The following is a 25,828-nucleotide window of genomic DNA, read 5'->3' on the forward strand; positions in this document are numbered from 1 at the left end:
AGCAATGCCTCCGGCGGGGAGCGTCCCGGCACCGGGAGCGGTGGCCAGGCCTGCGGCTGCGGGCAGTGCGTGGCTGGCGTAGAGGCTGCCGTCCCCGTCCGCCGTCGCCCCATGCCGCGTGCAGTGGAGCCGCCCCGGGGGTGTCCAGGACCGCGCTTGCGCGCCCACTTGCGGGGTGCAGCCTCCTGGACGCCCCAGGGGGCGGCTCTGCTTCGCTGGGCGTGGGGTGACGGCGGACGGGACGGCAGCCGGGCCGGTGTGGTTCCGGCGGAGCGAGAGCCTCAGCAGGTGGGGGTGGGCGAAGCGCCGCAAACGCGCAGGCCGGCAGTGCACGGAAGCGTTACCAAGCGCTACATTCGACAAGGTATTGCAGTTTGAACGCCTTCAAGAACACGCGCTGTCCCAAGGCGAAACCATTCGGTTGATCGAGAGGATCAGGAAAGAACTATGAGCGGCAAGGCCACCCAGCTCCCCCATGGATGGATCAAGAGCTCTGCGAGCGGAAACGGAGCAGAGTGCGTCAAGATGAAGAGGTTGCCCACGGGCGATGTTGCCGTGGCCAGCACTCGTCTGGAGATGGAGCCCATTCCGTACACTCAGGCGGAGATGCGCGCATTCCTGACCGGCGTCAAGGCTGGAGAATTCGATCACCTAATCGACTAGCCGCATCTCGAATGGCCTGATTCCCCTCCCGTTCGCCAGGGGGCGTCAGGCCATTTTCAGATGCAGCCGGGCGGTCCGCGACCGTCTGAGCTTGAGGCAGTCCCTGGTCGCGTTCTGACCAGGGGTCAACTGGCCGTCAGAGCAATGCCTCCGGCGGGGAGCGCCCCGGCACCGGGAGCGGTGGCCAGGCCTGCGGCTACGGGCAGTGCGTGGCTGGGGTGGAGGCTGCCGTCCCGTCCGCCGTCACCCCACGCCCGGCGAAGCAGAGCCCCCCGGGGGCGTCCAGGAGGAGTCGGGGCTCGGCACGGTCGAGGACATCGAAGCGCTCAGGCGTTCCACGACCAGGCTTGAGCAGCGGATCGTCGACCTGGCCGGGCGACTGGACGAGCGCCAGCAGGAGCTCGACGCGGCCAGGCCGCCGGCAGAGGTCTGCTGGCCCAGCTCAACGGGGCACCGAGAGCAGCCCGCTGACGGCGGACCGGTTCCCGCCCAGGAGGAGGCACCGGCACAACGCGAGATCAGATCAGCTCGACTTCGATCGCCAGCCCGCCCAGCGCCTCCTTCTGCGGGCTGTAGATCCCAGTCATACATGGCCACTGACGCCACGATGGCTGGACCATGCCTTCGTCCAGGAGGTGAGAGACACGCCGGAACGGATTCAACGGACTTGCGCCTGGTCGCGGGGATTCACCCCAGGGCCTCGACGGCCTTCACGGTCAGCTTCCGGGCCGGGCGGCCGAAGACCGCCATCCGGTACGGGTGAGTGAACGCCCTCGCGCAGTGGCTGATCTCCCGTGGCTGGGTCACCGTGACCATGGCCGTCAGCAGCTCCACCTCCACGGACTGCTCGTCAAGGAGGACGAACGTCTCCTGCATCCACAGCTCGCGGTCGGCCATCAACGCGACCACCCCCAGGGAGACCGTCGGAAGTGACATGACCGACAGGAGATGGCCCAGCTGTCCGGCCATGACCGGTGCACCGCCGTGGCCGGTGCGCAGGACGGACTCCTCGACGGGGAACGCCAACCGGTGGCCGCCCTGGCGCAGGACGCGGGCGCGGTCCATACGGCGCTGTCCACCAGCACTGTCGGGCAGTTGCCCCCTGGGACTTCGGGTCCTTGCCGGCGAACCGTAGCTGCACGGCGCAACTCCTTTGCCCGGTCGGTTGCTTTCCGTTGCGCATCGGTCACTCCTGCCCATCACTTCACCCACCGACACGGGGCACCGCGGTCAGTGGCGGGTCGGCCGCGGGGGCTGCGCCGCCGCCCGGCCTTGCCCCGCGGCGGAGCCCCCAACTACGCTGCCGCCCATGGCCCCCCGACGCACCGACGCCGCCCGCATCGGCACCGGCGGCCCATCGCGTCGCGGGCCCTTAGCCGCACCGCGTCCCCGGCACGCGGCCGCACCGCGCGCCCGGCGCTGACCGCCGCCGCGCCCCGCCGCCGCGCGCCGGGCCCCGCTGACGCCGGGATCCGTGAACCCCCGGGGATCCGGGCACCCGGCGGCGCCGCCCGGGCACCCGGCGCCGCGCAGACCTTTCCCAGCCAGGAGCCGTTGATGCCAGCCCCCCGTGCCAGTCAGGAACTCGGCGCCTTCCTGCGGGCGCACCGCGAACTGCTCAAGCCCGCCGAGGTGGGCCTGGTGGGCTCCGCCCGCCGCCGGACGCCGGGGCTGCGCCGCGAGGAGGTGGCCTCGCTGTCCGGGGTGGGGCTGGCCTGGTACACCTGGCTGGAGCAGGGGCGGGTGACCGCCTCGCGGCAGGTGCTGGAGGCGGTCGGCCGGACGCTGCGGCTGGACGGGGCGGGGCTGCGGCACGCGCTGCGGCTGGCCGGGTACCACGAGTCGGCCGAGGAGCGGCTGCCGGCCGGGCTGGCCGAGGCGATGCAGCCGGTGCTGGACTCCTGGCCGGGCAGCCCGGCGGTGCTGCTGGACCGCTACTTCGACCTGCTGTGCTGGAACAGCGCGTGGAGCGCGCTGTGGGGCGCGCCGGAGGCGGTCCCGGCCGAGTGCCGCAACCTGATGTGGCTGATGGCGGCCGACCCCTGGCCGCGCGCGGTGCTGCACGAGTGGGAGCCGCTGGCGATGAACATCTTCCAGCACTTCCGGGCGCAGGCCGGACCGGCGCTGGCGCACCCGCGCGTCGGCGAGGTGTACCGCCGCCTGGACCAGGACGCGCCGCAGCTGGCGCACTGGTGGGCCTGCCACTCGGTGGCGGACCTGACCGCCCGGACGCTGACCGCGGCGCCCGCCGGGCTGGACCCGATCCGGCTCTCGCTGTCCTCCTTCCGCCCGGTCGACGACCCCTCGGCGCTGGTGCTGCTGTTCACCCCGGTCGCCGCCCAGGACCGCGCCGCCCTGCGGGCCCTGGCAGACCGCCCGCTGCGCGCGGTCAGCGACGGTCGGCAGCAGGCGAGTTGACGGACCGCCGCACCGACGGCCGGTCATTGCCGGGCGGCGCCGGCGGGCGCGGCGGTCGGCGAGACCGGTGTCCACCGCGGCCGCGGCTACGATGTGCCCTTGGTGCGGTCGGCGCCGAGATCCGAGGACACCGCTGAGAACAATGAGGACACGTTGAGAACACGCACAGGCCGCGCCCTGGTCCTGGCCGCCGCGGCCGCCCTGCTGGGCGTCACGCCGCTGGTCGCCGGCACCGCCTCGGCGTCCGGCCCGCAGCCGTCCGGCACGCTCTACCGGGGCAAGGACACCGGGCTGCCCGCGTCGGTGGAACGCGGCCACAGCGTCACCCTCACCCTGTGGTACATGCAGCGTTCCCCCGACTACCTGTACCCGGGCACCTTCGAACTGGACCTGTACAACCCCGCGGGGGTCAACAAGTACGGCTCCTCCGCCCCCGGGGTGAGCGTGACCTGGCTGGACCCGGTCACCGGCCGGTGGGAGGCGAGCGACTACCGCTACAACAACGCGAGCGTCCAGGGCTTCGAGGTCCCCGGCACGAAGCTGCGCTACGGCTCCGGGTACTGGGCCCACGTCCAGGTCCGCGTCGCCTTCAACGGCACGGTGCCGCTGGGCACCTGGCACCTGGCCTCCTACGCACCCGACAGCTACTCGGTGTGGACCGCCGCGGGCCGTGGCGCCGAGCCGCTGCGCGAGGGCGGCGCCTTCCCGATGAACACGATCACCGTCCGCCGCTGACGGCCGCCCGCCGCCGGCCAGGGACCCGTCCGGGTCGCCGCGCCCCTCAGGGGGTGCGGCGCAGGCGGGGGGTGAAGGTGGAGTGGAAGATCGTGGAGGCCGCGCCGACCGCGACGGCCTCGCTGCTGTTGAGTGAGCGCTCCACGCGGACCCGGCGCAGCCGCCGGGCGGTGGGGTAGGCGTTGACCGCGTGCTCAACCTCGCCGAGGTACACGTCGGCGACCTCCTCGGTGAAGAAGGGGCCGCCGATCACCACCAGTCCGATGTCCAGCAGGTCGACCACCGCGAGCACGCCCTGGGCCAGGGCCTTGGCGGCCTGCTGGGTGGACAGCCGCTGCCGGCCGCCGCCCTTGACCGCGCGCGACGGCCGCGGGTACGCACCGGGGCCGCTGGGGCCGCCGGGGCCGCTGGGGCCGCCGGGGTCACCGGGGCCGCTGGGGTCGCTGGGGTCGCGCTGGGCCAGCGCCTGCGGCCGTCCGCGGGCGTCGATCCGGCCCGGGGTCACCGCGCACAGCTGGCCGAACTCGCCCGCGTTGGCGCTCAGTCCGCGGTACAGGTCGCCGTTGAGGAACAGCCCGGTCCCCACGCCGGTGCCCAGGTACAGGTAGACGAAGTCGCGGGCCCGGCTGCCGCGGCCGATCCAGCGCTCGCCGACCGCCGCCGCCGAGCAGTCCTTCTCGATCACGATCGGGCACGAGAAGCGCCGCTCCAGCAGGGTGCGCAGCGGGACCTCGCGCAGCACCGACATCAGCGGCGGGTCCAGCACCGTCCCCGAGGCGGTGTCCACCGGGCCCGGGGTGGCCACCCCGATGCCCAGGAACCCCTGCTCCCAGCGTCCGCGCCCGGCCTGTTCCAGGACGCTCTCGCCCAGGTCGGCGATCTGGTTGACCACCGCGCCCGGGCGCGGGTCGCAGGTGATCGGCTGGGCGCGGCGGGCCACGATCCGGCCGGAGAGGTCGACCAGGACCGCGGTGAGCAGGTGCGGGTCGATGTGGATGCCCAGCGCGTGCGCGGCGTCGTCGCGCAGCCGCACCGGGCTGCTGGGCTTGCCGACGGACGAGTGCCGCTGCCGGTCCTCGACCAGCAGTCCGCGCTGGATCAGCGAGCGGGAGATCCGCGAGACCGACTGCTGGGTCAGCCGGGTGCGTTCGGCCAGCTCGGCCCGGGTGATCCGGCCCGCCAGCCGGACCGTCTCGATCACCACGCACTCGTTGAAGGACCCCAGGTCGATCTGGTTGGCGCCGCCGCCGGTGCGCGGGTCGGGGCCCGCCGCCGGGGCAGGGTCCTGGGCGCCGGGGGCGGCCGGGAGCGGTTCGCGGATCCAGCGGACCCGGGTGCGCCCGGCGCCGTCGGCGTAGCGCTCCAGCGCCGAGGCCAGGTCCGGCAGCACCCGGGTCGAGGACTCGGGGTGCCGGGCGGCGTCCAGGGCCAGCACGGCGCCCACGAAGGAGACCTCGCCGGTGCGCTGCGGCGGCTGGTGGACAGCGATCCGCAGCCGCGCGCAGCGCTTGGCCGCGCCCGCGCCCAGGGCGGTGCCCGGGCGCGGGCGCAGCACCACCAGGTGCAGCCGCGGATGCGGGTGGGCGCGGCGCACCGCCTCCAGGAACGCCACCGCGCCGTCCGCGGCGCGCTCGGGCGGCCCGGTCCGGTCCGCGGTGGCGGCGGTGACCGCGTCGGACATCGCCGCGCCGACGGCGGCCAGCGCGTCCGGGTCGACCACGGTGCCCGGCGCGGGCGGCACCGGGGCCGCGGCGCGGGCGGCGAGCACGAGCAGGGTGCACTCCGCGTCCAGGTGCAGGCCCACCGGCCACAGGTCGCCCGGTTCCAGCGCGGGGCGCACCGGCACCCGCGGCACCGCGAGTTGACTGTCCGTCAGGTTCCAGTTGCGGCGGGTCGCGGCGACCACGGTGGGCGAGTAGCCCAGCCGCCGGGCCAGCAGCCGCGAGGTCCGGTCGTCCGGTGCGCAGGTCAGCACGCCGACCACGATCTCGCCCTCGTCGACCGCCGTGGGCCGTCCGGTGCGCACCCGGTCGGCCAGGCCCTCGACGCCCTCGGCGGCGTAGCGCTGCCGCCAGGTGGTCACCGTCTGCCGGGAGACCCCGAGCCGCCGGGCGATGTCCGCGTTGCGCAGGCCCTGCGCGGCCAGCAGCACGATCGCGGCCCGCGACGCCCGCGGCCCCTGGCCCTGGGCCCAGCGGCGCAGCACCGGATGCCCCTCGGCGCCCGATGCCGCGCCGGTGGGGAGCGGGTCAGGCATCAGCGGTGCCCCGCGGCGGCCGGGCGGCCCACGGCTGGGCGCGTCGTGGCGAGCACGGCATCGACTTCCCCCCTCCAGGGGTGCCGGACGGCGGGCGGGTCTGCGCCCGGGCCGCCGTCGGCACCGTGAGGGGTACTCAATACCAAGAGTGCGAGGGGGACAAGATCCCCCGTGTTCTTTTCCACCATGAGCTGTGAACTGCGCTGATGGCAGGGCGCTGAGCACCGGTCCGGCAGCGGCCCCGTAAGAGAAGTCGCTGGACGCCGCGGCGGCGGCCGGCCCCGGTGGCCGTGGTGGGGGCTACCAGGGCAGCGGGCCGGCCGCGTCGAAGTAGCCGCCGGTCGGGCCGTCCGGGCCCAGCCGCGCCATCCGCACGATGATCTCGGCGCCCTGCTCGACGCTCTGCCTGCCCGCGTGCCGGTTCAGGTCCGTCGCGGATTACGCCGCGGGCAGCGGCCGTACGGTCAGGTGGTAGTCCTGCCGGATCCGGCCGTCCTCGTCCAGTACCAGGAACACCCGCGCGGCCCAGGCCACCTCCCCGGCCCGCGGGCCCCTGGCGTAGGCCAGTTGGATGGTGAGCCGCACGATGTCGCCGTGGACGGTGACGTGCTCCTCGCGCGCGATGCGGTACTCGCCGGAGCCGACGAACAACTCGTACGCCTGCGCGACCCGCTCCACCAGGCCCTGGTGGCCGCGGAACTGGGCGCCCTCGACGAACTCGACGCCGTCCGGCGCCCACAGCCGCGCCACGGCGCCGCGGCGCGCGGCGGCGTCCGGCTCGCTCCACACGGCGAGGTAGCGCTCCACGGTCCGGTCGATGTCGGTGGTGGTCTGCGGCATGGTCGATCAGCTCCCTGCTTCTCGGTGGACCGGCCGGGATCCGGCCGTGGGCACCACCGTGCGGTCGGCCGCGGCGGGAGGGTCAAGCGCGGCCGGTCCGCCGAACCCTCCCCCAGGGGGAGGGCGCACAATCGACGGGTGACCAGCTACCTGTCGATCGGCGACTTCTCCCGCGCCACCCACATGACCGTCAAGACCCTGCGCCACTACCACGAGGTCGGCCTGCTGGAGCCGGACGGCGTCGATCCGCGGACCGGGTACCGCCGCTACTCGGTCGACCAGATCCCCACCGCCCAGGTGGTACGCCGGTTCCGGGACCTGGGGATGCCGCTGGACCAGATCAGGACGGTGCTGGCCGCCTGCGACGTGGAGACCCGCAACCAGCACATCGGCGCGCACCTGCGCCGCCTGGAGGACGAACTGGGCCGCACCCAGCGCGCGGTCGCCGCGCTGCGCGACCTGCTCACCGCGCCCGCCCCCGGCGGCGGCGCGGGCATCGCGCTGCGCGACGTCGGCCCGGTGCGGGCCGCGGCGGTCACCGCGGTGGTCGACGCGCGCGACGTCGGCGCCTGGTTCCAGGGCGCCCTGGGCGAACTGTTCGCGACCGTGGCGGGCCAGGGCCTGAGGGAGAGCGGCCCGGCCGGCGGCGTGTTCGCGGACGAGGTGTTCACCCTGCACCGGGGCCAGGCCACCGTCTTCGTCCCGTGCGAGGGCCCGGTGCGGCCGCTGGGCCGGGTCGAACCGCTGCTCGTGCCGGGCGTGGAACTCGCCGTGATCGAGTACAGCGGCCCGCCGTCCGGGGCCGACCGCGCCTACGGCGCGCTGGCCACCCACGTCTCACGCCACGCGCTGGCCCTCGACGGCCCCATCCGCGAGTACTACCTGGTCGGCCAGCGGCACACCCCGGACAGCGCGCGGTGGCGCACCGAGGTCTGCTGGCCGGTCTTCCGCACCGGCCACACCGGCCACACCGGCCACACCGGCCGCACCGGCCGCACCGGCGACGGGGAGCGGACATGACCCGCCGCGTGGCGGCATGATCACAGGATGTCTCATCTCGGGCTGGTGACCGTTGTCGTGCGCGACTACGACGAGGCGATCGCGTTCTACGTGGAGCGCCTCGGCTTCGACCTGCTACAGGACACGCGGATCGACGACCGCAAACGCTGGGTGGTCGTCGGCCCGCCGGGCGCGCGGGAGGGCGGCCTGCTGCTGGCCAGGGCCGCGAACCGGCGGCAGCGGGCCGCCGTCGGCCGCCAGAGCGGCGGCCGGGTCGGCTGGTTCCTGAACACCGACACCTTCGACCGCGACTACGAGCGGATGCGGGCAGCCGGAGTCCTCTTCGAGGAGGCGCCGCGCCAGGAGCCGTACGGCACGGTCGCGGTCTTCCACGACCTGTACGGCAACCGCTGGGACCTGATCCAGCCGGCCCCGCCCCGCGAGGGGGGCGTCAGCGGGCGGTGAGGCGCGGGAGCGCCGGACCGCTCAGAGCGTGACGCCCCGCCCTGCCGCCCACCGCCGAGCGGCGGCCGCCATGGAGTCGAACCAGGAACCCGGCTTGCGCTCGGCGAACCGCTGGTACATGCGCGTGCTCGCGGCGGCGAAGGCGTCCAGCGCCCTGGGGTCCGCACTCGTCCACGCCGGGCACCGCGCGGCCCAGGACTCGGCATCCTGGGCCTGGTGCCCGGCGGCGACCAGTTGCACCACCAGACACGCGGGGTCGATGAAGGCCGCTCCACGCGTCGGCCATGCCCAATCCACGGCCCAGGCCTGCCGATCCCCGATGAGCAGGTTGCTTTCGTTGATGTCCGTGTGCAGGAGTGCCCCGCCACGGAACAGCGTCGCCTCCGCCTGACCGGCCGCGAAGCGGTCCCATCGCGTTTCGGTCCAGTCCCGCGCCACCCGCGGCAGCGGTAGCGCACCCATGCGGTTGAGCAATGCCACGACGGCGGGAAGGTCACCGGACCCAGGGGTGAAGTCGGATGTCCTTCCCGCCACGGCCGTGAACCCGAGGACGATCCACTCATCGGATTCGGCGCACCACCGCAGGCCCGGGGAGATGGGCATCACCGCGGCATTGATCCGTCTCTCCCTGATGATGGAATCGCGGCGGCCACCGGGCCGGTTGGCGACAGCCTTCAAGAAGAACGGCCCCTTCTCGCACTCGACCAGCGCCGTGAGGTCCGACATGAAGCCCCGCGCGGTGCGCTGAACCTCGGTCACCTCACCGGTGTGCGAGCGGATCCGGGCCCAGAACTGCGGACCGGGAAGGCTGTCACGCATGCGGCTCCCTCAGTTCTTCGGGTTGCACTCACTCGGCGGGTAGCCCGGGTTGCACTCCTCATCGGCCGGGGCACACGCCGCGCGCCCCCGTACCGCCGCCCGAATGGACGCCGTGGCCTGCCGCATCGCGGTGCCGTCGATGATAGAGCCGAGAGGGTCGTCCTTGACGTTGCCGACGCCGACGAACGCCGACATCACGCACGGGGACACCTTCCCGGTGGGGTCGATGGCGGTACGAGCGGCGCCGCAGTGGCCGCACAGCTCGCTCATGTCCGCGGCACGGCCCCGTGCCCCGCGCCCGAACTCCCGCACACGGTCGACGTGGATACGGGTCACGCCGAGGGCTTCGAGGTCCGCCCGGGCAGCGCCGCCGTCGTCCGACCCGCCCACGGTGACGATCCCAACCCGCAGCGCAATCCCCAGGCGCACGGCCCGTCCGATGTTGGCGCGGGTCCTGCCGTGGCTTGCCCGGCCGGTCACGGCGTCGTGGATCGAGACCTGGTCCGAGTAGTAGGACGTGGCCACGCAGACACCGGGGAGCGCGAACAGCGTCCAGTCGGCCTCCGTGACGCGCACCAGGTTGCTGAACACCTCGACTGCCAGGCCCAGGTGCAGCGCGTGGCCGGTGAGCTGGTGCAGGTCCGGGTGCGTCGTCGGCTCCCCGCCGATGAACTGGACGCTGGAAACGCCGTACTCGGCGGCCTGGTTCAGGACCCGCGTCCAGTCGTCGCGGGTCATGGTGCCGTGCGTGCCCGCCGGGCCGGACCCGTTGTAGCAGTGCGTGCAGGCAAGCTGGCACTTGCGCGTCAGGTCGAAGGACACCAGCCGCCTGCGCCCCCTGTCAGCCTGCGCCGGTTCGATGGTGGTAGTCACCGTCACTGCCCTTCCGGTCGGTGCAGTACCACCGGCCCGAAGGGGCCGGCAGGACAGCCGACCGACCAGGGCGCGCGCACTCCCGCGCTGCCGCGACGCCGGATGCCGCTCGACCGTCGAAACGATGATCCGACGGTCGGCAGGGAGCCGACCAGTCTTATTCCCGTTGTGGACTAAAGATCACCGGAAGAGCTGCGCCCACAGCCCGAGATGGTTCCGTGCGTCATCCCCCCACGAGGCGTGCCGCTCATAGGAAGAGAATTCATCCAGATAGCTTTCGGTGTCCCTGGGGTCCTTGAAGACCATGACCCCGGTGGACGTTTCCACGGTGGCCATTCTCCGGTCGTATACCGTGAACACATTCACTGGAGCCAGCGGCATGTGTCCGGCCAGGGGGAGCACACCGAGGCGCACGCCGGGAAGGCGGCTGACGGACACGAGCCGATCAATCTGCATGGCCATGGCCGGGAGGGGGAGCAGCGGCCATCTCACAGCCTGTTCGGTCAGCAGGAATATAAATTCCTTCGAGGTGTCGTAGAGGATCGACTGCCTGTCCAGCTTTCGCGCGATTGCTTTCGCATGATCACCGGGAACGCCGGCCAGCGTGGCCCGGATGTACTCCGGTGTCGACAGCAGAGAGGTGATCATCGTGGGGAGGAAGAATCGGAGCTCCGCGGACGACCGCTCCAGGTGCGCCAGCTCATTCTGCTTCTTCTCCAGCCCCTTGCGTCGCATGGAGCGAAAGTCCTGCCACTCCGTGTTCGCGATACGAGCGAGCGCACTGACCTCGGCTGCGAGGGAGGGTGGGGCATCGAGAGCCCGCAGGATGCGCTCGACGTCAACCAGGGTCGGGACTGTTCTGCCGGTCTCGATCTTTGAGATCTTGGGCTGAGACATATTGCAACGTTCGGCGAGGCGAGCCCCTGACAGCCCGGCTCGCCGGCGAAGCTCCTTCAGAATTTCAGCAAGGTCAGCCTGGGACTGGCCGAGCTGCTCCGGGTCGAGCGTCACCCGGTCACGTACTCCTGAAATGGAACCGACTCGGCGACGGCGATTCGCTGGGCCTCAAGATAGGGATCGATCACTCCCTCGTGAAGAACCCGGTTGATCTGCCTTCCGTCGGGCTCGTAGTTCATGAGAACGACGGTCGAGCGGTCGAAGAACCAAAAGTCCTGAAATCCTTCGAGCGGGTTCGGCCGGTGTGTCACATCCAGGATTCGGATTTCCTCTCCCGCGTCTGCGCCGTGCCGGTAGTACCGCGAGAACTCAAAGCGAAGGTAGTCGCTCAGCGGACGCGTGACGACGTGGACCCTGCCCGTGATCCGCCCTTCTGCCCTGTGTCGGCGGATCTGGGACGTCCAGGCGTCCTCGGCCGCGTGGACCAGTGCTTCCCCGTTCTTGAAACGGGAGAACTCGTCGGCTTCCTGCGGTACCAGGTACTGGGGCAGCGTTTCCAGCCGCCACGCCTCCTTGGTGAATTCTCGGAATTTTGCTTGCCATTCCTCACCATCCAAGAGCACGGAACGCCTCCCGCAGCACCGCTTCCGGGATCTCCACAAGCCCTTCGCCCTCCGGCGGCTGGAAGCCGGTGAAGTGCTCGCCCTGGAAGACGAACGACCTGCGATCCGTGGCGTAGACGTTCGGGCAGTCACCCTGCCCGCACTCGCCGGAGCCGTCCCCGCTGCCGGTGAGACGCGTAAGAGCGGTCTTCTCTGCCATGTCCAACCCCCTTGGCCGGCCGGGGACTTCCCGGCCACGCGGACGACGCTACGGACGGTGCGGCGGTGCGTCCATGCCGAAACGCGGATATTCCCGTCCTCGAATAGTCGATCACGAGAGAAGGCCGAAAGCCCCCGCCGGGGCCGCCGACCCCGCGCCGCGACGGGGGCGTCAGCGGGCCGTGAGGCGCGGGAGCGCTGCGGCGAGGGTGACGCGGTGCCTGACCGCCGCCAGGGCCTGGGCCCGTTCCTGGTCGCTCAGGTGGGCCGGGCCGTAGGTGACCACCGGTTCCAGAGGCCGGTAGCCGACGAACTCGAACATGCCGCGGTGGATGTGGAACAGGAAGTCGTGCAGCGACCCGAGGGCGCCGCCGGGCTGGAACGACTCCCGGGAGCCGCCGGTGGTCAGCAGCAGCATCGCCCGCCTGCCGCTGAGCGCGGCCTGCTCGAAGATGCCGTGGTCGCCGCCGAAGGCCGCGCCCATCACGAAGACCTGGTCCACCCAGCCCTTGAGGATGGCGGGCACCGAGAACCACCACAGCGGGAACGAGAAGACGAGCAGGTCGGCGGCGAGCACCCGGTCGAGGTGGTCCTGGACGCGGGGGTCCAGCGTCTCCTCACGGACCGCGCGCAACTGCTCGGCCTGGGGCTTGAAGTAGCCCTCGGCCGCGAAGCCGTCGCGGTCCAGCACCGGGGACCACCCCTCGGCGTACAGGTCCAGCACGTCGACCGCGTACCCGGCCTCGCGCAGCGCCCGCGCCGCGGTGGACATCTGGGCGGTGCTGAACGAGCCTGGCTCGGGGTGGGCGTGGACGATCAGCGCGGTGCGCGCGTCATCGGGCTTCGACATGACCAGATCATATCGACATATCCCGATGCGTCAATGGGATGGGTGTGGTCACAGGGCGGTGCCGATCTCGCGGGCGAGTCGTGCCAGCCGCTCCTCGTCGCGCCGGTAGTGGGTCCACTTGCCGATCCGGGTCGGCCGTACCAGTCCCGCGCGTTCGAGCGTGCCCATGTAGCTGGAGACGGTCGACTGGGCGAGTCCCAGCTTCGCCTGGATGTGGGTGACGCACACGCCGACCGACCGGCGGTCCGCGATCGGCTGGTACGCCTCGAAGTGCGCCTCGGGGTCCTTCAGCCAGGCCATGATCTGCAGCCGGGCGGGGTTGGCCAGCGCCTTGAACACCTCCACCAGGTCCTGCGGATCCGGTCCCTCGGGCACGGCCACCGGCCACTCCTCTCAGCGGGCGATCAACACATCACGATATCTCGATCCCACCCCCGTCCGGCCCGGCCGCGCGCTGAGCGCGCCGATGCCGCCGTGGCCCGGATGGTGGTATCCGCGCGCCAGCGGATCCGATGGACAGGAAGCTGGGGGTGACGCGGACGGGCCCGGCGCCCCTCGCGCCGGCGGCCGGGCGCCGTTCCCGTGCTGTCCGGGAACGGCACCTCGCCGCAGGCGTTGCCGCACGGGTCGCGGGTACGCGCCCTGGCAGCACCGCACCCGTCCCGCCGTGTCGCGCGGGCAGGCCCAGGAGCGACCGGCCGCCCGCGGCGCCGACGGGCGGCGGCCGCGCGGGTGCGCGGACGGCGTGGGCGATGACGTGGGCGACTGACGGCGAAAGGGCTGTGGCATGGGGAACGGATTCGAGCGGGACAAGGCACTGGCGCGGCCGGTGGCCGAGCGGGCCGGCTGGGACGCGGTGGACGTGCGGGCGGTGGACACGGTGCGGCTGCTGGCGGCCGACGCGGTGCAGAAGGTCGGCAACGGCCACCCCGGGACGGCGATGAGCCTGGCCCCGCTGGCACAGCTGCTGTTCCAGAACGTGATGCGGCACGACCCGAACGACGACCGGTGGCTGGGACGGGACCGGTTCGTGCTCTCCTGCGGACACTCCAGCCTGACCCTCTACATCCAGCTCTACCTCACCGGCTACGGCCTGGAGCTCTCGGACCTGCGGGCCTACCGCACCTGGGGCTCGGCCACGCCCGGGCACCCGGAGCACCGGCACACCCGCGGCGTGGAGATCACCACCGGACCGCTGGGCCAGGGCCTGGCCAGCGCGGTGGGCATGGCGATGGCCGCGCGCCGCGAACGCGGCCTGCTGGACCCCGACGCCGAACCCGGTACCAGCCCCTTCGACCACCACGTCTACGTCATCGCCTCCGACGGCGACATGATGGAGGGCGTCACCAGCGAGGCCGCCTCCCTGGCCGGCCACCAGGAACTGGGCGACCTGGTGGTCTTCTACGACTCCAACCACATCTCGATCGAGGACGACACCGACGTCTCCTTCAGCGAGGACGTCCCGGCCCGCTTCGCCGCCTACGGCTGGCACGTGCAGAGCGTCGACTGGACCCGCACCGGCGCCTACGTCGAGGACGTCGACGCGCTGCTGAGCGCGATCGAGGCCGCCCGCGCGGAGACCGGCCGCCCCTCGCTGATCATGCTGCGCACCCTGATCGGCTGGCCCGCCCCCACCAAGCAGAACAGCGGCAAGGCACACGGCTCGGCGCTGGGCGAGGACGAGATCGCCGCCACCAAGACCCTGCTGGGCTTCGACCCGGCCCAGCACTTCACCGTCGAGGACCAGGTCCTGGCCCGCACCCGCCAGGCCGCCGACCGCGGCCACCAGGCCCACACCGCGTGGAACCGGGCCTTCGCGGCCTGGCGCACGGACAACCCCGAGCGCGCCGCGCTGCTGGACCGGCTCCAGGCGCAGCGGCTGCCCGAGGGCTGGACCGACGTCCTGCCGGTCTTCGCGGCCGACGCCAAGGGCATGGCCACCCGCGCCGCCTCCGGCGAGGTCCTGTCCGCGCTGGCACCGGTGCTGCCGGAACTGTGGGGCGGCTCGGCCGACCTGGCCGGGAGCAACAACACCACCATGGACGGCGAGCCCTCCTTCGTCCCGGCCGACCGCCAGACCAAGGACTGGAAGGGCGGCCCCTACGGCCGCACCCTGCACTTCGGCATCCGCGAGCACGCCATGGGCGCGGTCCTGGGTGGCATCGCCCTGCAGAGCCTGACCCGCCCCTACGGCGGCACCTTCCTGACCTTCTCCGACTACATGCGCCCCGCCGTCCGCCTGGCCGCGCTGATGAAACTGCCCGCCACCTACATCTGGACCCACGACTCCATCGGCCTGGGCGAGGACGGCCCCACCCACCAACCCGTCGAACACCTCGCCGCGCTGCGCGCCATCCCCGGCCTGGACGTGGTGCGCCCCGCCGACGCCAACGAGACCACCGCCTGCTGGCGCGCCATCCTGGAGCACGACGACCGGCCCGCCGGGCTGATCCTCTCCCGGCAGAACCTGCCGGTCCTGGACCGCGACAGCGGACAGTACGCCCCCGCGCGGGAAGCGGCCCGGGGCGGCTACGTCCTGGCCGGCCCGGCGGACGGCAAGGTACCGGACGTCATCCTGGTCGCCACCGGCTCCGAGGTGCAGATCGCCCTGGAGGCCCGCGAGCTGCTGGCCGCGGACGGCCTGGCGGCGCGGGTGGTCTCGATGCCCTGCCGGGAGTGGTTCGACGCCCAGCCCCTCGACTACCGCGACCAGGTACTGCCCCCGCAGGTCAGGGCCCGGGTCAGTGTGGAGGCGGCGGTCGGCCAGGGCTGGCGCGAGGTGGTCGGCGACGCCGGACGCATCGTCAGCCTGGAGCACTACGGCGCCTCCGCCGACTACCAGCGCCTCTACACCGAGTTCGGCATCACCCCCCGGGCGGTCGCCGCCGCCGCCCACGACAGCGTCCACGACAGCCACGGGACCCCGCGCCCCGGCGGACAGCGGCAGACCGCCGCCCCCGGCCAGGGCGGGACCGGCGACCGTCCCTGACCGCGGCGCCCCCGGTCGCCCGCGGCGCGGGAAGAAAAGTACCCGAACGGCCCTTGCCGCGACGGCCCAAAAAGAGCATATTGTGACATACGAATTCCTTTCGGTTCGGCTTTTCTTGGATATTAATCCTGCTATGGCGTTCGTCCGATTTATCGCGGACCGGCGTTTCCTGTCAGTCGGAGGAGAGAATCTCCGGCTGCGAAAAACCGAAAGGCACCTCATGCGCTCTACGCGCAGCACTTTCTCCCGCGCTCTGCTGGTCGCCGCGATCGCGGTGGCCGGTCTCACCATCGCCCCCGGCCCGGCGTCTGCCAGCGGCCGCGCCGCCGCGGCCCACACCCGGGTCGCCGTCCTTCGGCCCGCCATCGGCTCGCCGGGCGGCAACGGCGCCAACGGCGTCGGTAGCAGCGGGGGCATCGGTGGCCTGGGCGGCGTCGGTGGCGCCTCGGGTGCCAACGGCAACGGCGGCAACGGGGGCGTCGGCGGCAACGCCGGCGGCACCGGGTCCATCGGCGGTACCGGTGGCGCCGGTGGCGCCGGCGGCGCGAACGGCAACGGCGGAGCCGGAGGCTCGGGGGGCGCGGCCACCCAGGGCGGTACCGGCGGCAAGGGCGGCGTGGGCGGCGTCGGGAACGCCGGCAGCGGCATCGGCGGCGGTAGGGGCGGAAACGGCGGGGCCTCCACCGCCGGGGGCGGCCACACGGGCGGCACGGGCGGCGCCGGCGGCGCCGCCAGCCCGGTGTGTCCCGGCCGGCCCGGCGGCGACGGCACCGCCGCCACCGCCACCACGGACGGCGCCACGGGCGCGACCGGCGCGGCCGGTCACTCCACCCTCCCCTGCTAGGAGCCGCCCCCTGCTAGGAGCCGCCTGCTACCAGGAGTCGCCTGCCGCCAGGGGTTGTCCGCCGCTGGGAGTCGCCTGCTGCCAGGGGTTGTCCGGGGTGCGGGTCACGCGGTTGAGGTGAGCGGCCTCAGCCGCGTGACCGGTCCGGTGGGGCGGGGCCGGTCCGGGGGAGCGGCCTGTCAGGTCAGGACCGCGCGTACCACCGGTTCGCGTTCCAGCAGCCCGGCCCGCGAGAGCTCCTCGGCGACGTCCAAGGTGACCTCGGCCAGCCGGGTCAGCACCGCCGCCACCGGGGCGCGGACCTGTCCCGGGGCGGTGAGCCGGTGCAGGGCCAGGGTCTCGAAGGTGCCCGGCACCGGGACCGGCAGCAGGGTCAGCCCCGCGGTGCGTGAGGCGACCGAGCCGGGCAGCACGACCGCGCCCAGCCCGGCGCGGACCATCGCCGCCGCGGCCGACCAGTTGGTCGCCCGGTGCGCGGCCGCCGACTGCGGCAGCCCGAGCTCGGCGGCCAGCCGGGCGTGGGCCCACGCCCGCGCGCTCCCGTCCGGCGCCCCGATCCAGGGCACGGCCGCCAAGGCGGCCGCCCCGGCCGGGGGCTCGCCCCAGGCGCTGGGGACCCCGACCCGGTACTGCTCCTGGGCGAGGACCCTCAGGCCGCAGTCCGGCGGCGGGGACGGCCGGTGCTCCTGGTCGCCGGTGATCAGCAGCACGTCCAGCGCGCCCTGGCGCAGGGCCCGCAGCCCGTCCGCGCGGGAGGTCTCGCACAGCCGCGGCCGCAGCTGCGGATACCGCTCGGCGAGCGAGGCGGTCGCGCGGGCGGCCAGGGTGGTGAGCACGGCCAGCACCGCACCGATCGACACCGGCCCCTGGACCCCCGCCGCGCCGGTACCGGCCAGCTCCCGCTCCGCGGCGGCCAGCTCCTCGGCGATCCGGCCCCCGTAGGCGGCCAACGCCAGTCCGGCGCGGGTGAGTTCGGCCCGGCCCTCGGTCCGGTCGAGCAGCGGCGCCCCGGCCTCCCGCTCCAGTCGGCGCAGCGTCTGGGAGACGGCCGACGCGCTGATGCCGAGCAGCCGCGCGGCGGCGGCGATCCCCCCGGCCTGCTGCACGGTGTGCAGCACGACGAGCCGCCTGGGCTCCAGATCCACACCCGCTCCTCGGCGTTCGCCCGCTCGGTCGGCCGGTCGGCCGGGGACAGTCCATCACGGACCGGCGGGCCGCTCGACGGCGTCCCGCACCTGGCGCATCAGCGGGGCGACCACGCCGGCCGGGGTGTTGGTCAGGAAGTCGTCGCTGCCGGTGTCGGGGTAGTAGGTGACCAGGCCGAAGGTGGTCGCGGTCAGCCACAGGCAGGCGGACGACAGGACCGCCAGGCTGCCGGACTGGACCATGGTCTCCTGGCAGCCGGCCTGCCCGCCGTGGTCGCCCGCGGACGTCGGCTGCCAGTCCTGGGTGATCCGGTCCCCGGTCCCGTCCTGCCGGGTGGCCGGAACCTGGGCCATCCGGCCGAGCACCGAGGGGGTGTAGCCGGAGCCGTTGAGCCCGGCGAAGACCAGGTAGCCGCCCTGGGCGGGATCGGCGTAGACCGCCTCGACGGTGCTGCCGGTCAGGCCCAGCTCCTGGGCGGTGCGGTCGAGCGACTGGGTCAGCTTCGCCGACTCGGCGGCGGGCGGCTGGAACCGGGCCAGGCCCGCCGCCGACCCGGGCGCGCTCAGCGTCCAGCCCCCGCCGCCCGCGCGTCCGCCGCCCGCGGCGGCAGCGGACGCGGTCGCCGTCGCGGCGGTGGTCGTGGTCGTGGGGGGCGCGGTCCCGGGGCGCGCGGCGGCCGTCGCGCCGCACCCGGTCGCGGTCGCGCCCACCACGGCGCCAAGGACGAGCAGGGCGGTCGGCGCGGTGATCCGCTGGGGCATGGTGACTCCTGGTCGGGCGGGGGAGGGGTGGTCCGCTCCACTGTGCCGACCGCCCCCGACCCGAGGAAGCAAGCCCTGCTTCACCCCGGCCACAAGCCCTGCTTCACCCCCCCCGGGCGGTCGCCCGGGGCCTGGGGGTCAGTCCCAGTGGAACGACCACAGCGCCGTGCCGACCAGCTCCTCGGCCTGGGTGTTCACCGACTCGAACTCGCCCGCGAGGTCCGGGCAGAAGGCGAGGTGGTCCACGGCCAGTCCGAGCGCCCGCTGGAACGTCCTGGGCGGCGAGGCGACGCTGCACACCAGGCCCGCGCCGTGGAGCGCGACGACCCGCAGCTGGTAGCGCTCCTCCCAGCGCCGCAGCACGGCCGAGTGGTGCGCGATCGGGCGACCGGTGCGGGCCGGGCCGTCCCAGCCGAGGACGGTCGGCACGTCGGCGCTGCGGGCGCAGGCCACCAGGGCCAGGCGCGGCGCGAAGGGCGCCGCGTACCCGGCCACCGCGGCGGCGGTGCGCGCGGGGTCCTGGTCGCACCGGGCGGTGATCCGGCTGACCGGTTCGGACCGGCGCGATTCGAGCAGCGCCAGGCAGGTCCCGCAGCCGCGGTGGTCGTGGTCCGGCCGGCGGGGTTCGAGCCCGACGGACCACTGGGCCAGGACCGCCTCCGCGCCGGGCCGGGGCTCGGCGCCGGAGGGGGCCGGTGGCTGCTCCGCTCGCGGCGGCAGCTCGATCCCCTCCATGTTCAGCAGCACCGGCCACAGTCCGGTCCGCTCCACCGCGCCGTGCGCCCGCGCCAGCAGCGCGGCGTCCGCGGCGCCGTCGCTGAGCCACAGGGCCGCGGCGCCCGCGGTGTCGTCCACCACCTGGCCCTGGGGCAGCAGCAGGTCCAGCCGCGCCCCGGTGGGGTCGGCGGCGAGCAGGTCCAGTGACGAGCGGGCATCGGGTTCACTCACGTGCCACAGAGTAACGCCGTTGCGGGGTACGGCAGATGGGAACTCAGACGGTGGGTGGGGGCCGGTCGCCGGGCAGCTGTAGCGCGGTGATGCCGGCCAGCACCAGGTCGACCCCGGCCAGGAACTGCTCGCGGTCGTCGTGCCCGCGCAGCTGGTCCGCGAACGCCCGGGTGAACGGGTAGTCCTCGGGGTCCAGCGCCTCCCAGGCCCGCGAGACGCCGTCGAGGAAGGCGGCGCGGTCCGTGCCGGGCCCCAGCGCCCGGGCGCCCGCGGTGTTCGCGGCGTTCTGCCCGGCGGCGCCCAGGATGTAGTGCACCAGCACCGAGACCGCCGCGAACCACCCGGACTCGGGCACGCCCAGCGCGCGGACCCGCCGGCCGACGCCCTCGAAGATCCGCGGCGTCACCGGCCCCCAGGGACTGCGGGCCAGCTGCGTCGACAACTGCGTGCCCAGCCACGGGTGTTCCTCGATCGCCTGGAACAGGCCGAGCGCCAGGGCGCGGATCTCCTGCCGCGGCGAGCCCGGGGCCCCGGCGGGCTCGACCGCCAGCGCCGCGCCGACCACGGCCTCGGCCGCGGCGCCGAGCAGCTCGCCCTTGTTCGCCACGTGCCAGTAGATCGCCCCGGGCCCGGTGGCGAGGCGCTCGGTCAGCGCCCGGAAGGTCAGCCCGTCCTCGCCGACCGCGTCGAGCAGTTCGACCGCGGCCGCCACGATGCGCTCCCGCGAGAGCGCCTGCGTACGCCGCGGTGACCGGCGCGTTCGCGTTGCCATACGACCAGCTTGACATATCTGGAGCGCCGTTCCAACAATGGAACGACGTTCCAGACGGTCGGGTGTCCGCCCGGCTTCCCCCCTCTGCGAAGGAGTCCCGATGCGTACCGAGGTCACGATCATCGGCGCCGGGCTCGGCGGCCTCACGCTCGCCCGGGTCCTGCACGTCCACGGAATCCCGGCCGCGGTCTACGAGGCGGAGCCCCGCGCGACGGCGCGCTCGCAGGGCGGGATGCTCGACATCCACGACGACACCGGCCAGTCGGCCCTGCGGGCGGCAGGCCTGGGCGAGGAGTTCCGCGGCCTGATCCTGGAGGGCCGCGAGGCGACCCGGATCCTGGCCCCGGACGGGACGGTCCTGTTCGACGACGACAGCGCCCGCGGCCGCCCCGAGGTGCTGCGCGGTGAACTGCGGCGGATCCTGCTCGACTCGCTCCCGGCCGGAACCGTGCGCTGGGGGCACAAGGTCAGCGCCGTGCGCGCCCTGGGCCCGGGCCGCCACGAGGTCGTCTTCGCCGACGGCGCCACCGTCACCGCCGGCCTGCTGGTCGGCGCGGACGGCGCGTGGTCGCGGGTGCGGCCGCTGCTGTCCGGCGCGGTACCCGAGTACATCGGCAGGTCCTTCGTCGAGACCTACCTGTTCGACGCCGACACCCGGCACCCGGCCACCGCGAAGGCGGTCGGCGCCGGGGCGCTGTTCGCGCTCGCGCCGGGCAAGGGGATCCAGGCCCACCGGGAGAACGGCGGCACCCTGCACACCTACGTGGCGCTCACCGAGCCGCAGGACTGGTTCGCCGCCGTCGACTTCACCGACCCCGCCGCGGCCGCCGCCCGGATCGCCCGCGAGTTCGACGGCTGGGCACCGGAGCTCACCGCGCTGATCACCGACGGCGAGAGCGCCCCGGTCCTGCGCCCCCTCAGCGCCCTGCCGGTCGACCACCGCTGGGAGCGGGTCCCGGGGGTGACCCTGCTCGGCGACGCCGCCCACCTCGCGGCCCCCAACGGCGAGGGCGCCAACCTGGCCATGTACGACGGCGCCGAACTCGGCCGCCTCCTCGCCGCCCACCCGGACGACCCCGAGACCGCGCTCGCCGCCTACGAGCAGGCCCTCTTCCCACGCAGCGCCGCGGCCGCCGCCGACGGCGCCGACCTGCACGAACTCCTCTTCGGTGAACGCTCACCGCACAGCCTGATCGACCTGTTCACCGGACCCGGGCAGCCCGGCCGGGCCTAGGAGGTGAACGAACCGCGACAACGGTCGCAAACGTCGCCCGAACCCCGTCAGGAGCCGCCGTGCGCCCGGTCGAACCCCGGCCATCAGCGAGGTCCGCGTGGTGGACGAGGGCGCCGGCCCCTACGGCATCGCCCCCGGGCCCGACGGCGCGCTGTGGGTCGCCCTGGAGACAGGAGCGGTCACCCGAGCGGCGCGGTAACCACACTCAGCGCGCGGTCCACACCGCGCACCCGACGGCATGGACGGTCAGCATCACGACCGTGCCACCGGCCAGGACCTCCCGCGTCCGGGTAGCCGCACAACAGCGCACCCACACCGCCTGAGAAGCACCACCCAGACCCCCACGCCCCTCCTGGCCCCGCTCCCCGCTGCCCCCGCGCTGCTCCTGGCCCCGGCCCCCGTGCCAGTCCCCGCGCTGCTCCTGGCCCCGCTCCCCGCTGCCCCCGCGCTGCTCCTGGCCCCGCTCCCCGCTGCCCCCGCGCTGCTCCTGGCCCCGGCCCCCGTGCCAGTCCCCGCGCTGCTCCTGGCCCCGGCCCCCGTGCTGCTCCCAGTGCTGCTCCTCGCCCCGGTCCCCGCGCCAGTCCCCGCGCTGCTCCTCGCCCCGGTCCGGCAGCACCGTGCGCGGCCAGGCGGGCTCCGGGGGGAGCGGCCGCCGCGCGGGGGCGGGCGCGGGGCGACGCCGGGCCTGCTCGACGGGGACCCCGAGAGCTCGGGCTCGGGCGTGCAGGCGGCGGCGTTCGCGTCGTTCGGACATGGCGACACTGTGCCCCGCCGCACCCCGCCCGCGCCAGCGCCCCCCGCGCAGCGGAGTGGCGGCGCGGTGGCACCACATGACGCCAACCAGCGCCACTCGGCACCATCCGGTGCCACCCGACCCGACAAGGGAACCCCTCGGCATCGCCTGACGCCACCCAGGCGCATCCCCAGTACTACGTCTGACCTGCTAATACGCCATCCTGAGCCAATGGCGCTTGCATTGGTGCCAAAGTGGTGCCACATTAGAGCCATGGAACTCACCCAGTACGTCGAAAACCTCCGCCGCGAGCTGAGGACCGCGGCCGAGGTCGGCGGCGAGGACGCCCGCGCGCTCGCCGACCGGCTCCTGCCGTCGCTCGACTCCGCAGTGCGGCTCACCCTGCTGGAGGCGCTCTCCGCCGCCGCCGACGAGATCTCCGCCGAGCTCGCGCCCGGCTCGGTCGATGTGCGGCTGCGGGGCGGGACGGCCGGGTTCGTGGTGACGCCGCCGCCCGCCGCCCCGGCCGCCGCCGACACCGCGGCCGGACCGGTCGAGGTGCGGCTGCCGCCGGCCGAGGGCGACGACGCCGCCATGGTCCGGATCAACCTGCGGCTGCCCGCCAACGTCAAGGCCCTGGCCGAGGACGCCGCCGCCACCGGCGGGCTCTCCGTCAACACCTGGATCGTGCGGGCCGTCGTCGCCGCGCTGGCGACCGAGGGCCGACTCGCCACCCGCCCGGCCCCCGCGCAGCAGCCCGACCGGTCCGTCGGCCAGAGCTACAGCGGCTGGGCCCGCTGACCGCGGCCGAGCGCCACCCCGAACCACCGCGCCACCGCAGGACCGATGCACCCACCGATCACCCGCCGATCACCCGCCCTGAGCAGTTAAGGACCCCCGAGATGTCCCTGTCGACCTTCGCCACCCCCGCCCCGATCGCCGTCGCCCTGGACCTGTACGCCGCGGGTGTCCGCTTCGTCGCCGCCGACCGCGCCGACACGACCGTCGAGGTCCGCCCCAGGGACCCGAAGCGGGCCGGCGACGTCAAGGCCGCGGAGAACACCCGCGTCGAGTACGACGACGAGACCCGGACGCTGAGCGTCATCACCAAGAAGCCCCGCAGCCGGTTCGTCAACTTCAGCAACAAGCGCCCCGACTCGATCGACGTCGTCATCCAGCTGCCCACCGACTCCGACGTCCGCGCCGAGGCCGGCCTCGGCGACTTCGAGTCCGAGGGCGTCCTGGGCGCGGTCGCGCTCAAGACCGACCTGGGCGCCGTGCGGCTCGCCGAGACCGGGCCGCTGAACCTGCGCAGCGGCGTCGGCGCGATCAGCGTCGAGACCGTCAACGGCACCGCCCAGATCCACGGCGGCTCCTGCGACATCCGGATCGTCGCCATCGACGGCACCGCCGACGTCTCCACCGGCAACGGGAAGCTGTGGGTCGGCCTGGTCACCGGACCGGCCACCGTCAAGGCCTCCAACGGCTCGGTCGCGGTGGACCGCGCGCTGTCCGACGTCACCGCCACCAGCGCCAACGGCGAGGTGCGGATCAGCGAGGTGATACGCGGCAAGGTGACCGCCGGCTCCAAGAACGGCGGCGTCGAGGTCGGCGTCCGCGAGGGCAGCGCCGCCTGGCTGGAGCTGAACACCGGCGTCGGCCGCGTCTACAACGAGCTCGCCTCCGCCGAGGCCCCCCAGAGCGGCGAGCCGGTCGACAAGGTCGAGGTCCACGCCGACACCAAGCTCGGCGACATCACCATCCGCCGCGCCCCGAAGCTGGACCAGGAGGCGTGACCCCCGTGACCACCACCAACCCCGGCCCCGGCGTGGGCACCACCGCCCCGGCCGCGATCCGCGCCCGCGGCCTGCGCAAGTCCTTCGGCGACAAGACCGTGCTCGACGGCATCGACCTGACCGTCCCCCAGGGCACGATCCTGGCCCTGCTCGGCCCGAACGGAGCAGGCAAGACCACCGCCGTCCACCTGCTGACCACCTACCTGCGCCCCGACGCCGGCGAGATCCGGGTCGCGGGCCGGGACGTGGCCCGCGACCCGCAGGCGGTCCGCCGCGCGATCGGCGTCACCGGCCAGTTCTCCGCCGTCGACGGCTACCTCACCGGCCGCGAGAACCTGATGCTGATGGCCGACCTGCACCTGCTGCCCACCCGCGCCGGCCGCCGCCGCGCCGAGGAACTGCTGGAGCGCTTCGCCCTGGCACCGGCCGCCGACAAACCGGCCTCGACCTACTCCGGCGGCATGAAACGCAAACTCGACCTGGCGATGACCCTGGTCGGCGACCCGAAGGTGATCTTCCTCGACGAGCCGACCACCGGCCTGGACCCGCGCAGCCGCCACACCATGTGGGACATCATCCGCGCACTGGCCGCCCAGGGCACGACCATCCTGCTCACCACCCAGTACCTGGAGGAGGCCGACCAACTCGCCCACCGCGTCGCGGTCCTGGACGGCGGCCGGATCGTCGCCGAGGGAACCCCCGCCGAACTCAAGGCACGCGTCCCCGGCGGACACATCGAACTGGCCTTCACCGACCGCGCCGAACTCGACGCCGCCGCCACCGTACTGGCCGCCACCGGCCGCGACGACGACGCGCTCACCCTGCAACTGCCCGGCGACAGCCGCGCCGACACCCTGCGCGCCCTGCTGCGGCAACTGGACGACGCCTCGGTCCAGGTCGAGACGCTCACCGTACGCACCCCGAACCTCGACGACGTCTTCTTCGCCCTCACCGGCAGGCAGGGAGCCCGACCATGAGCACCGCGACGATCGACGCCACCGGCCTGGAAACCGCCGACGACCGCACCCACGCCCTGGTCCACGCGCGGATCATGCTGCGCCGCAACCTGCGGCACATGCGCCGCTACCCGTCGCTGACCTTGATGGTCCTGCTGATGCCGCTGCTGTTCCTGTTCCTGTTCGTCTACGTCTTCGGCGGGACCCTCGGCTCCGGGCTCGGCGGCGCGATGCCCCCCGGCCTGCACGGCGGCCGGGCCGCGTACGCGGACTACGTCGCCCCGGGGATCATCCTGATGGCCGTGGCCGCCGCCGCGCAGGGCACCGCCATCGCGGTCGCGCAGGACATGACCGAGGGCGTCATCGCCCGCTTCCGGACCATGGCCGTCGCCCGCTCCTCGGTGCTGACCGGGCACGTGATCGGCGCGACCATCCAGACGCTGATCGGCGTCGCGGTGGTCACCGGCGCCGCGATCGCGGTCGGCTTCCGGCCGCACGCCGACCCGCTCGACTGGCTCGCCGCCCTCGGCGTGGTGCTGCTGCTGACCTTCGCCATCACCTGGCTGTGCGTGGGCCTGGGACTGTCGGCCAAGAGCGTGGAGACCGCCAGCAACTCGCCGATGTTCCTGACCCTGCTGCCGTTCCTGGGCAGCGGCTTCGTGCCCACCGCCTCCCTGCCGACCGGGCTGCGCTGGTTCGCCGAGTACGAGCCGTTCACCCCGGTCAACGAGACCCTGCGGGGCCTGCTGACCGGAACCGGGATCGGCGACAACCTGGTCATCACCCTCGCCTGGTGCGTGGGCGTCGCCGCCCTGTCCTACGCCTGGTCCCGACGCCTGTACGAACGCGAACCGAAGCCGAGCTGAGGCCTCAGCCGGTACCCGCCCGGCCGCGCCGCGCACCCGCCGCACCAGCGGTTTGTGCGCGGCGCGGCCGGGTAGGCGCTGTGCTACCGGACGTGGGGGGCGCCGAGGCCCGCACCGGCCGCCCGCCGCCGACGCCGACCCGAAGC

The 25,828-nt window shown here is 73.9% G+C and carries 27 protein-coding genes and 1 pseudogene; 12 read left to right on the forward strand and 16 right to left on the reverse strand.

All coding sequences use genetic code 11. The features are described from left to right. Positions 1-447: 447 nt before the first annotated feature. Positions 448-663 carry a DUF397 domain-containing protein gene (locus GXP74_RS19500; RefSeq protein WP_182452730.1) on the forward strand — a complete coding sequence of 72 codons (216 nt, stop codon included), beginning with the start codon at positions 448-450 and terminating at the stop codon, positions 661-663. Positions 664-1,350: 687 nt separating this feature from the next. Here the strand turns inward: GXP74_RS19500 and GXP74_RS19505 are convergent. After that, entirely contained in the window at positions 1,351-1,728 is a 378-nt protein-coding gene (locus GXP74_RS19505; protein ID WP_182452731.1) for a Scr1 family TA system antitoxin-like transcriptional regulator, read from the reverse strand. A 492-nt stretch (positions 1,729-2,220) separates the two neighbouring features. Between GXP74_RS19505 and GXP74_RS19510 the strand changes: the two genes are divergently transcribed. Together GXP74_RS19510 and GXP74_RS19515 are read left to right on the forward strand one after the other, a co-directional pair. Then, on the forward strand, positions 2,221-3,081 hold the full coding sequence (locus GXP74_RS19510; RefSeq protein ID WP_182452732.1) for a helix-turn-helix transcriptional regulator: 861 nt from the start codon (positions 2,221-2,223) through the stop codon (positions 3,079-3,081). Positions 3,082-3,234: 153 nt separating this feature from the next. Then, entirely contained in the window at positions 3,235-3,816 is a 582-nt protein-coding gene (locus GXP74_RS19515) for a hypothetical protein (protein WP_182452733.1), read from the forward strand. 46 nt (positions 3,817-3,862) lie between these two features. Here GXP74_RS19515 and GXP74_RS19520 read toward each other — a convergent pair whose 3' ends face one another. From GXP74_RS19520 to GXP74_RS19525, 3 genes and pseudogenes are all read right to left on the reverse strand, one after another. Further along, entirely contained in the window at positions 3,863-6,073 is a 2,211-nt protein-coding gene (locus GXP74_RS19520; protein WP_182452734.1) for an ROK family protein, read from the reverse strand. A gap of 300 nt (positions 6,074-6,373) precedes the next feature. Next, positions 6,374-6,511 (reverse strand): annotated as a pseudogene (locus GXP74_RS40475) (short-chain dehydrogenase); the annotation flags it as partial. Next, positions 6,512-6,913 carry a nuclear transport factor 2 family protein gene (locus GXP74_RS19525; protein ID WP_182452735.1) on the reverse strand — a complete coding sequence of 134 codons (402 nt, stop codon included), beginning with the start codon at positions 6,911-6,913 and terminating at the stop codon, positions 6,512-6,514. It abuts the pseudogene before it with no gap. Positions 6,914-7,051: 138 nt separating this feature from the next. Between GXP74_RS19525 and GXP74_RS19530 the strand changes: the two genes are divergently transcribed. Together GXP74_RS19530 and GXP74_RS19535 are read left to right on the forward strand one after the other, a co-directional pair. After that, on the forward strand, positions 7,052-7,933 hold the full coding sequence (locus tag GXP74_RS19530) for a MerR family transcriptional regulator (protein ID WP_182452736.1): 882 nt from the start codon (positions 7,052-7,054) through the stop codon (positions 7,931-7,933). Positions 7,934-7,960: 27 nt separating this feature from the next. Then, complete coding sequence (locus GXP74_RS19535) at positions 7,961-8,377, forward strand: VOC family protein (protein ID WP_182452737.1); 417 nt, start codon at positions 7,961-7,963, stop codon at positions 8,375-8,377. A 21-nt stretch (positions 8,378-8,398) separates the two neighbouring features. Here the strand turns inward: GXP74_RS19535 and GXP74_RS19540 are convergent, their stop codons facing one another. The 7 genes from GXP74_RS19540 to GXP74_RS19570 form a co-directional block, all read right to left on the reverse strand. Continuing rightward, the gene (locus GXP74_RS19540; protein WP_182452738.1) at positions 8,399-9,196 is read right to left on the reverse strand and encodes a hypothetical protein; all 798 of its coding nucleotides are present in this window, start codon (positions 9,194-9,196) and stop codon (positions 8,399-8,401) included. Positions 9,197-9,205: 9 nt separating this feature from the next. Further along, positions 9,206-10,069, reverse strand: coding sequence for a radical SAM protein (locus GXP74_RS19545; RefSeq protein WP_225448048.1), 864 nt, complete (start codon positions 10,067-10,069; stop codon positions 9,206-9,208). 180 nt (positions 10,070-10,249) lie between these two features. Further along, on the reverse strand, positions 10,250-11,080 hold the full coding sequence (locus tag GXP74_RS19550) for a Scr1 family TA system antitoxin-like transcriptional regulator (protein WP_182452739.1): 831 nt from the start codon (positions 11,078-11,080) through the stop codon (positions 10,250-10,252). After that, positions 11,077-11,589: a DUF6879 family protein gene (locus tag GXP74_RS19555; protein ID WP_182452740.1), complete on the reverse strand. Its 513-nt coding sequence runs from the start codon at positions 11,587-11,589 to the stop codon at positions 11,077-11,079. The genes GXP74_RS19550 and GXP74_RS19555 overlap by 4 nt, the downstream gene beginning before the upstream one ends. Continuing rightward, positions 11,573-11,788: a hypothetical protein gene (locus tag GXP74_RS19560; RefSeq protein ID WP_182452741.1), complete on the reverse strand. Its 216-nt coding sequence runs from the start codon at positions 11,786-11,788 to the stop codon at positions 11,573-11,575. Before GXP74_RS19560 ends, GXP74_RS19555 begins: the two co-directional genes overlap by 17 nt. Positions 11,789-11,959: 171 nt before the next feature. Then, positions 11,960-12,637, reverse strand: coding sequence for an NAD(P)H-dependent oxidoreductase (locus GXP74_RS19565; protein WP_182452742.1), 678 nt, complete (start codon positions 12,635-12,637; stop codon positions 11,960-11,962). 48 nt (positions 12,638-12,685) lie between these two features. Then, a complete protein-coding gene (locus tag GXP74_RS19570) occupies positions 12,686-13,012 on the reverse strand; it encodes an ArsR/SmtB family transcription factor (RefSeq protein ID WP_370468556.1) in 327 nt (108 codons plus the stop codon). Positions 13,013-13,424: 412 nt separating this feature from the next. Between GXP74_RS19570 and tkt the strand changes: the two genes are divergently transcribed. Then, positions 13,425-15,626 carry a transketolase gene (gene tkt / locus GXP74_RS19575; RefSeq protein ID WP_182452743.1) on the forward strand — a complete coding sequence of 734 codons (2,202 nt, stop codon included), beginning with the start codon at positions 13,425-13,427 and terminating at the stop codon, positions 15,624-15,626. A 220-nt stretch (positions 15,627-15,846) separates the two neighbouring features. Next, positions 15,847-16,470 carry a hypothetical protein gene (locus GXP74_RS19580; protein ID WP_182452744.1) on the forward strand — a complete coding sequence of 208 codons (624 nt, stop codon included), beginning with the start codon at positions 15,847-15,849 and terminating at the stop codon, positions 16,468-16,470. A gap of 179 nt (positions 16,471-16,649) precedes the next feature. On the opposite strand, the gene GXP74_RS19585 is transcribed toward GXP74_RS19580, so the two are convergent. The 4 genes from GXP74_RS19585 to GXP74_RS19600 all read right to left on the reverse strand — a co-directional run bounded on the left by GXP74_RS19585 (position 16,650) and on the right by GXP74_RS19600 (position 20,097). Next, positions 16,650-17,615, reverse strand: a complete 966-nt coding sequence (locus GXP74_RS19585) for a LysR family transcriptional regulator (protein ID WP_182452745.1) — start codon at positions 17,613-17,615, stop codon at positions 16,650-16,652. 54 nt (positions 17,616-17,669) lie between these two features. Further along, positions 17,670-18,377 carry a hypothetical protein gene (locus GXP74_RS19590; protein ID WP_182452746.1) on the reverse strand — a complete coding sequence of 236 codons (708 nt, stop codon included), beginning with the start codon at positions 18,375-18,377 and terminating at the stop codon, positions 17,670-17,672. Positions 18,378-18,515: 138 nt separating this feature from the next. Continuing rightward, on the reverse strand, positions 18,516-19,325 hold the full coding sequence (locus tag GXP74_RS19595; protein ID WP_182452747.1) for a DUF4253 domain-containing protein: 810 nt from the start codon (positions 19,323-19,325) through the stop codon (positions 18,516-18,518). A 43-nt stretch (positions 19,326-19,368) separates the two neighbouring features. After that, a complete protein-coding gene (locus tag GXP74_RS19600; protein ID WP_182452748.1) occupies positions 19,369-20,097 on the reverse strand; it encodes a TetR/AcrR family transcriptional regulator in 729 nt (242 codons plus the stop codon). Between the two features lie 100 nt (positions 20,098-20,197). Here GXP74_RS19600 and GXP74_RS19605 point away from each other — a divergent pair, with 100 nt between their 5' ends. Beyond that, positions 20,198-21,331 (forward strand): NAD(P)/FAD-dependent oxidoreductase, encoded by a 1,134-nt coding sequence (locus tag GXP74_RS19605; protein ID WP_182452749.1) that lies wholly within the window; start codon positions 20,198-20,200, stop codon positions 21,329-21,331. Between the two features lie 205 nt (positions 21,332-21,536). On the opposite strand, the gene GXP74_RS19610 is transcribed toward GXP74_RS19605, so the two are convergent. Next, on the reverse strand, positions 21,537-22,085 hold the full coding sequence (locus GXP74_RS19610) for a hypothetical protein (protein ID WP_182452750.1): 549 nt from the start codon (positions 22,083-22,085) through the stop codon (positions 21,537-21,539). A 252-nt stretch (positions 22,086-22,337) separates the two neighbouring features. On the opposite strand from GXP74_RS19610, the gene GXP74_RS19615 reads away from it, so the two are divergent. From GXP74_RS19615 to GXP74_RS19630, 4 genes are all read left to right on the forward strand, one after another. Next, positions 22,338-22,865, forward strand: a complete 528-nt coding sequence (locus tag GXP74_RS19615) for a hypothetical protein (RefSeq protein WP_182452751.1) — start codon at positions 22,338-22,340, stop codon at positions 22,863-22,865. 101 nt (positions 22,866-22,966) lie between these two features. Further along, the gene (locus tag GXP74_RS19620; protein WP_182452752.1) at positions 22,967-23,860 is read left to right on the forward strand and encodes a DUF4097 family beta strand repeat-containing protein; all 894 of its coding nucleotides are present in this window, start codon (positions 22,967-22,969) and stop codon (positions 23,858-23,860) included. Between the two features lie 5 nt (positions 23,861-23,865). Further along, entirely contained in the window at positions 23,866-24,837 is a 972-nt protein-coding gene (locus tag GXP74_RS19625) for an ATP-binding cassette domain-containing protein (protein ID WP_182452753.1), read from the forward strand. Beyond that, positions 24,834-25,682 carry an ABC transporter permease gene (locus tag GXP74_RS19630; RefSeq protein WP_182452754.1) on the forward strand — a complete coding sequence of 283 codons (849 nt, stop codon included), beginning with the start codon at positions 24,834-24,836 and terminating at the stop codon, positions 25,680-25,682. The genes GXP74_RS19625 and GXP74_RS19630 overlap by 4 nt, the downstream gene beginning before the upstream one ends. The last annotated feature ends 146 nt before the right edge of the window (positions 25,683-25,828 follow it).

It is taken from the genome of Streptacidiphilus sp. P02-A3a, assembly GCF_014084105.1.
GTDB lineage: Bacteria > Actinomycetota > Actinomycetes > Streptomycetales > Streptomycetaceae > Streptacidiphilus.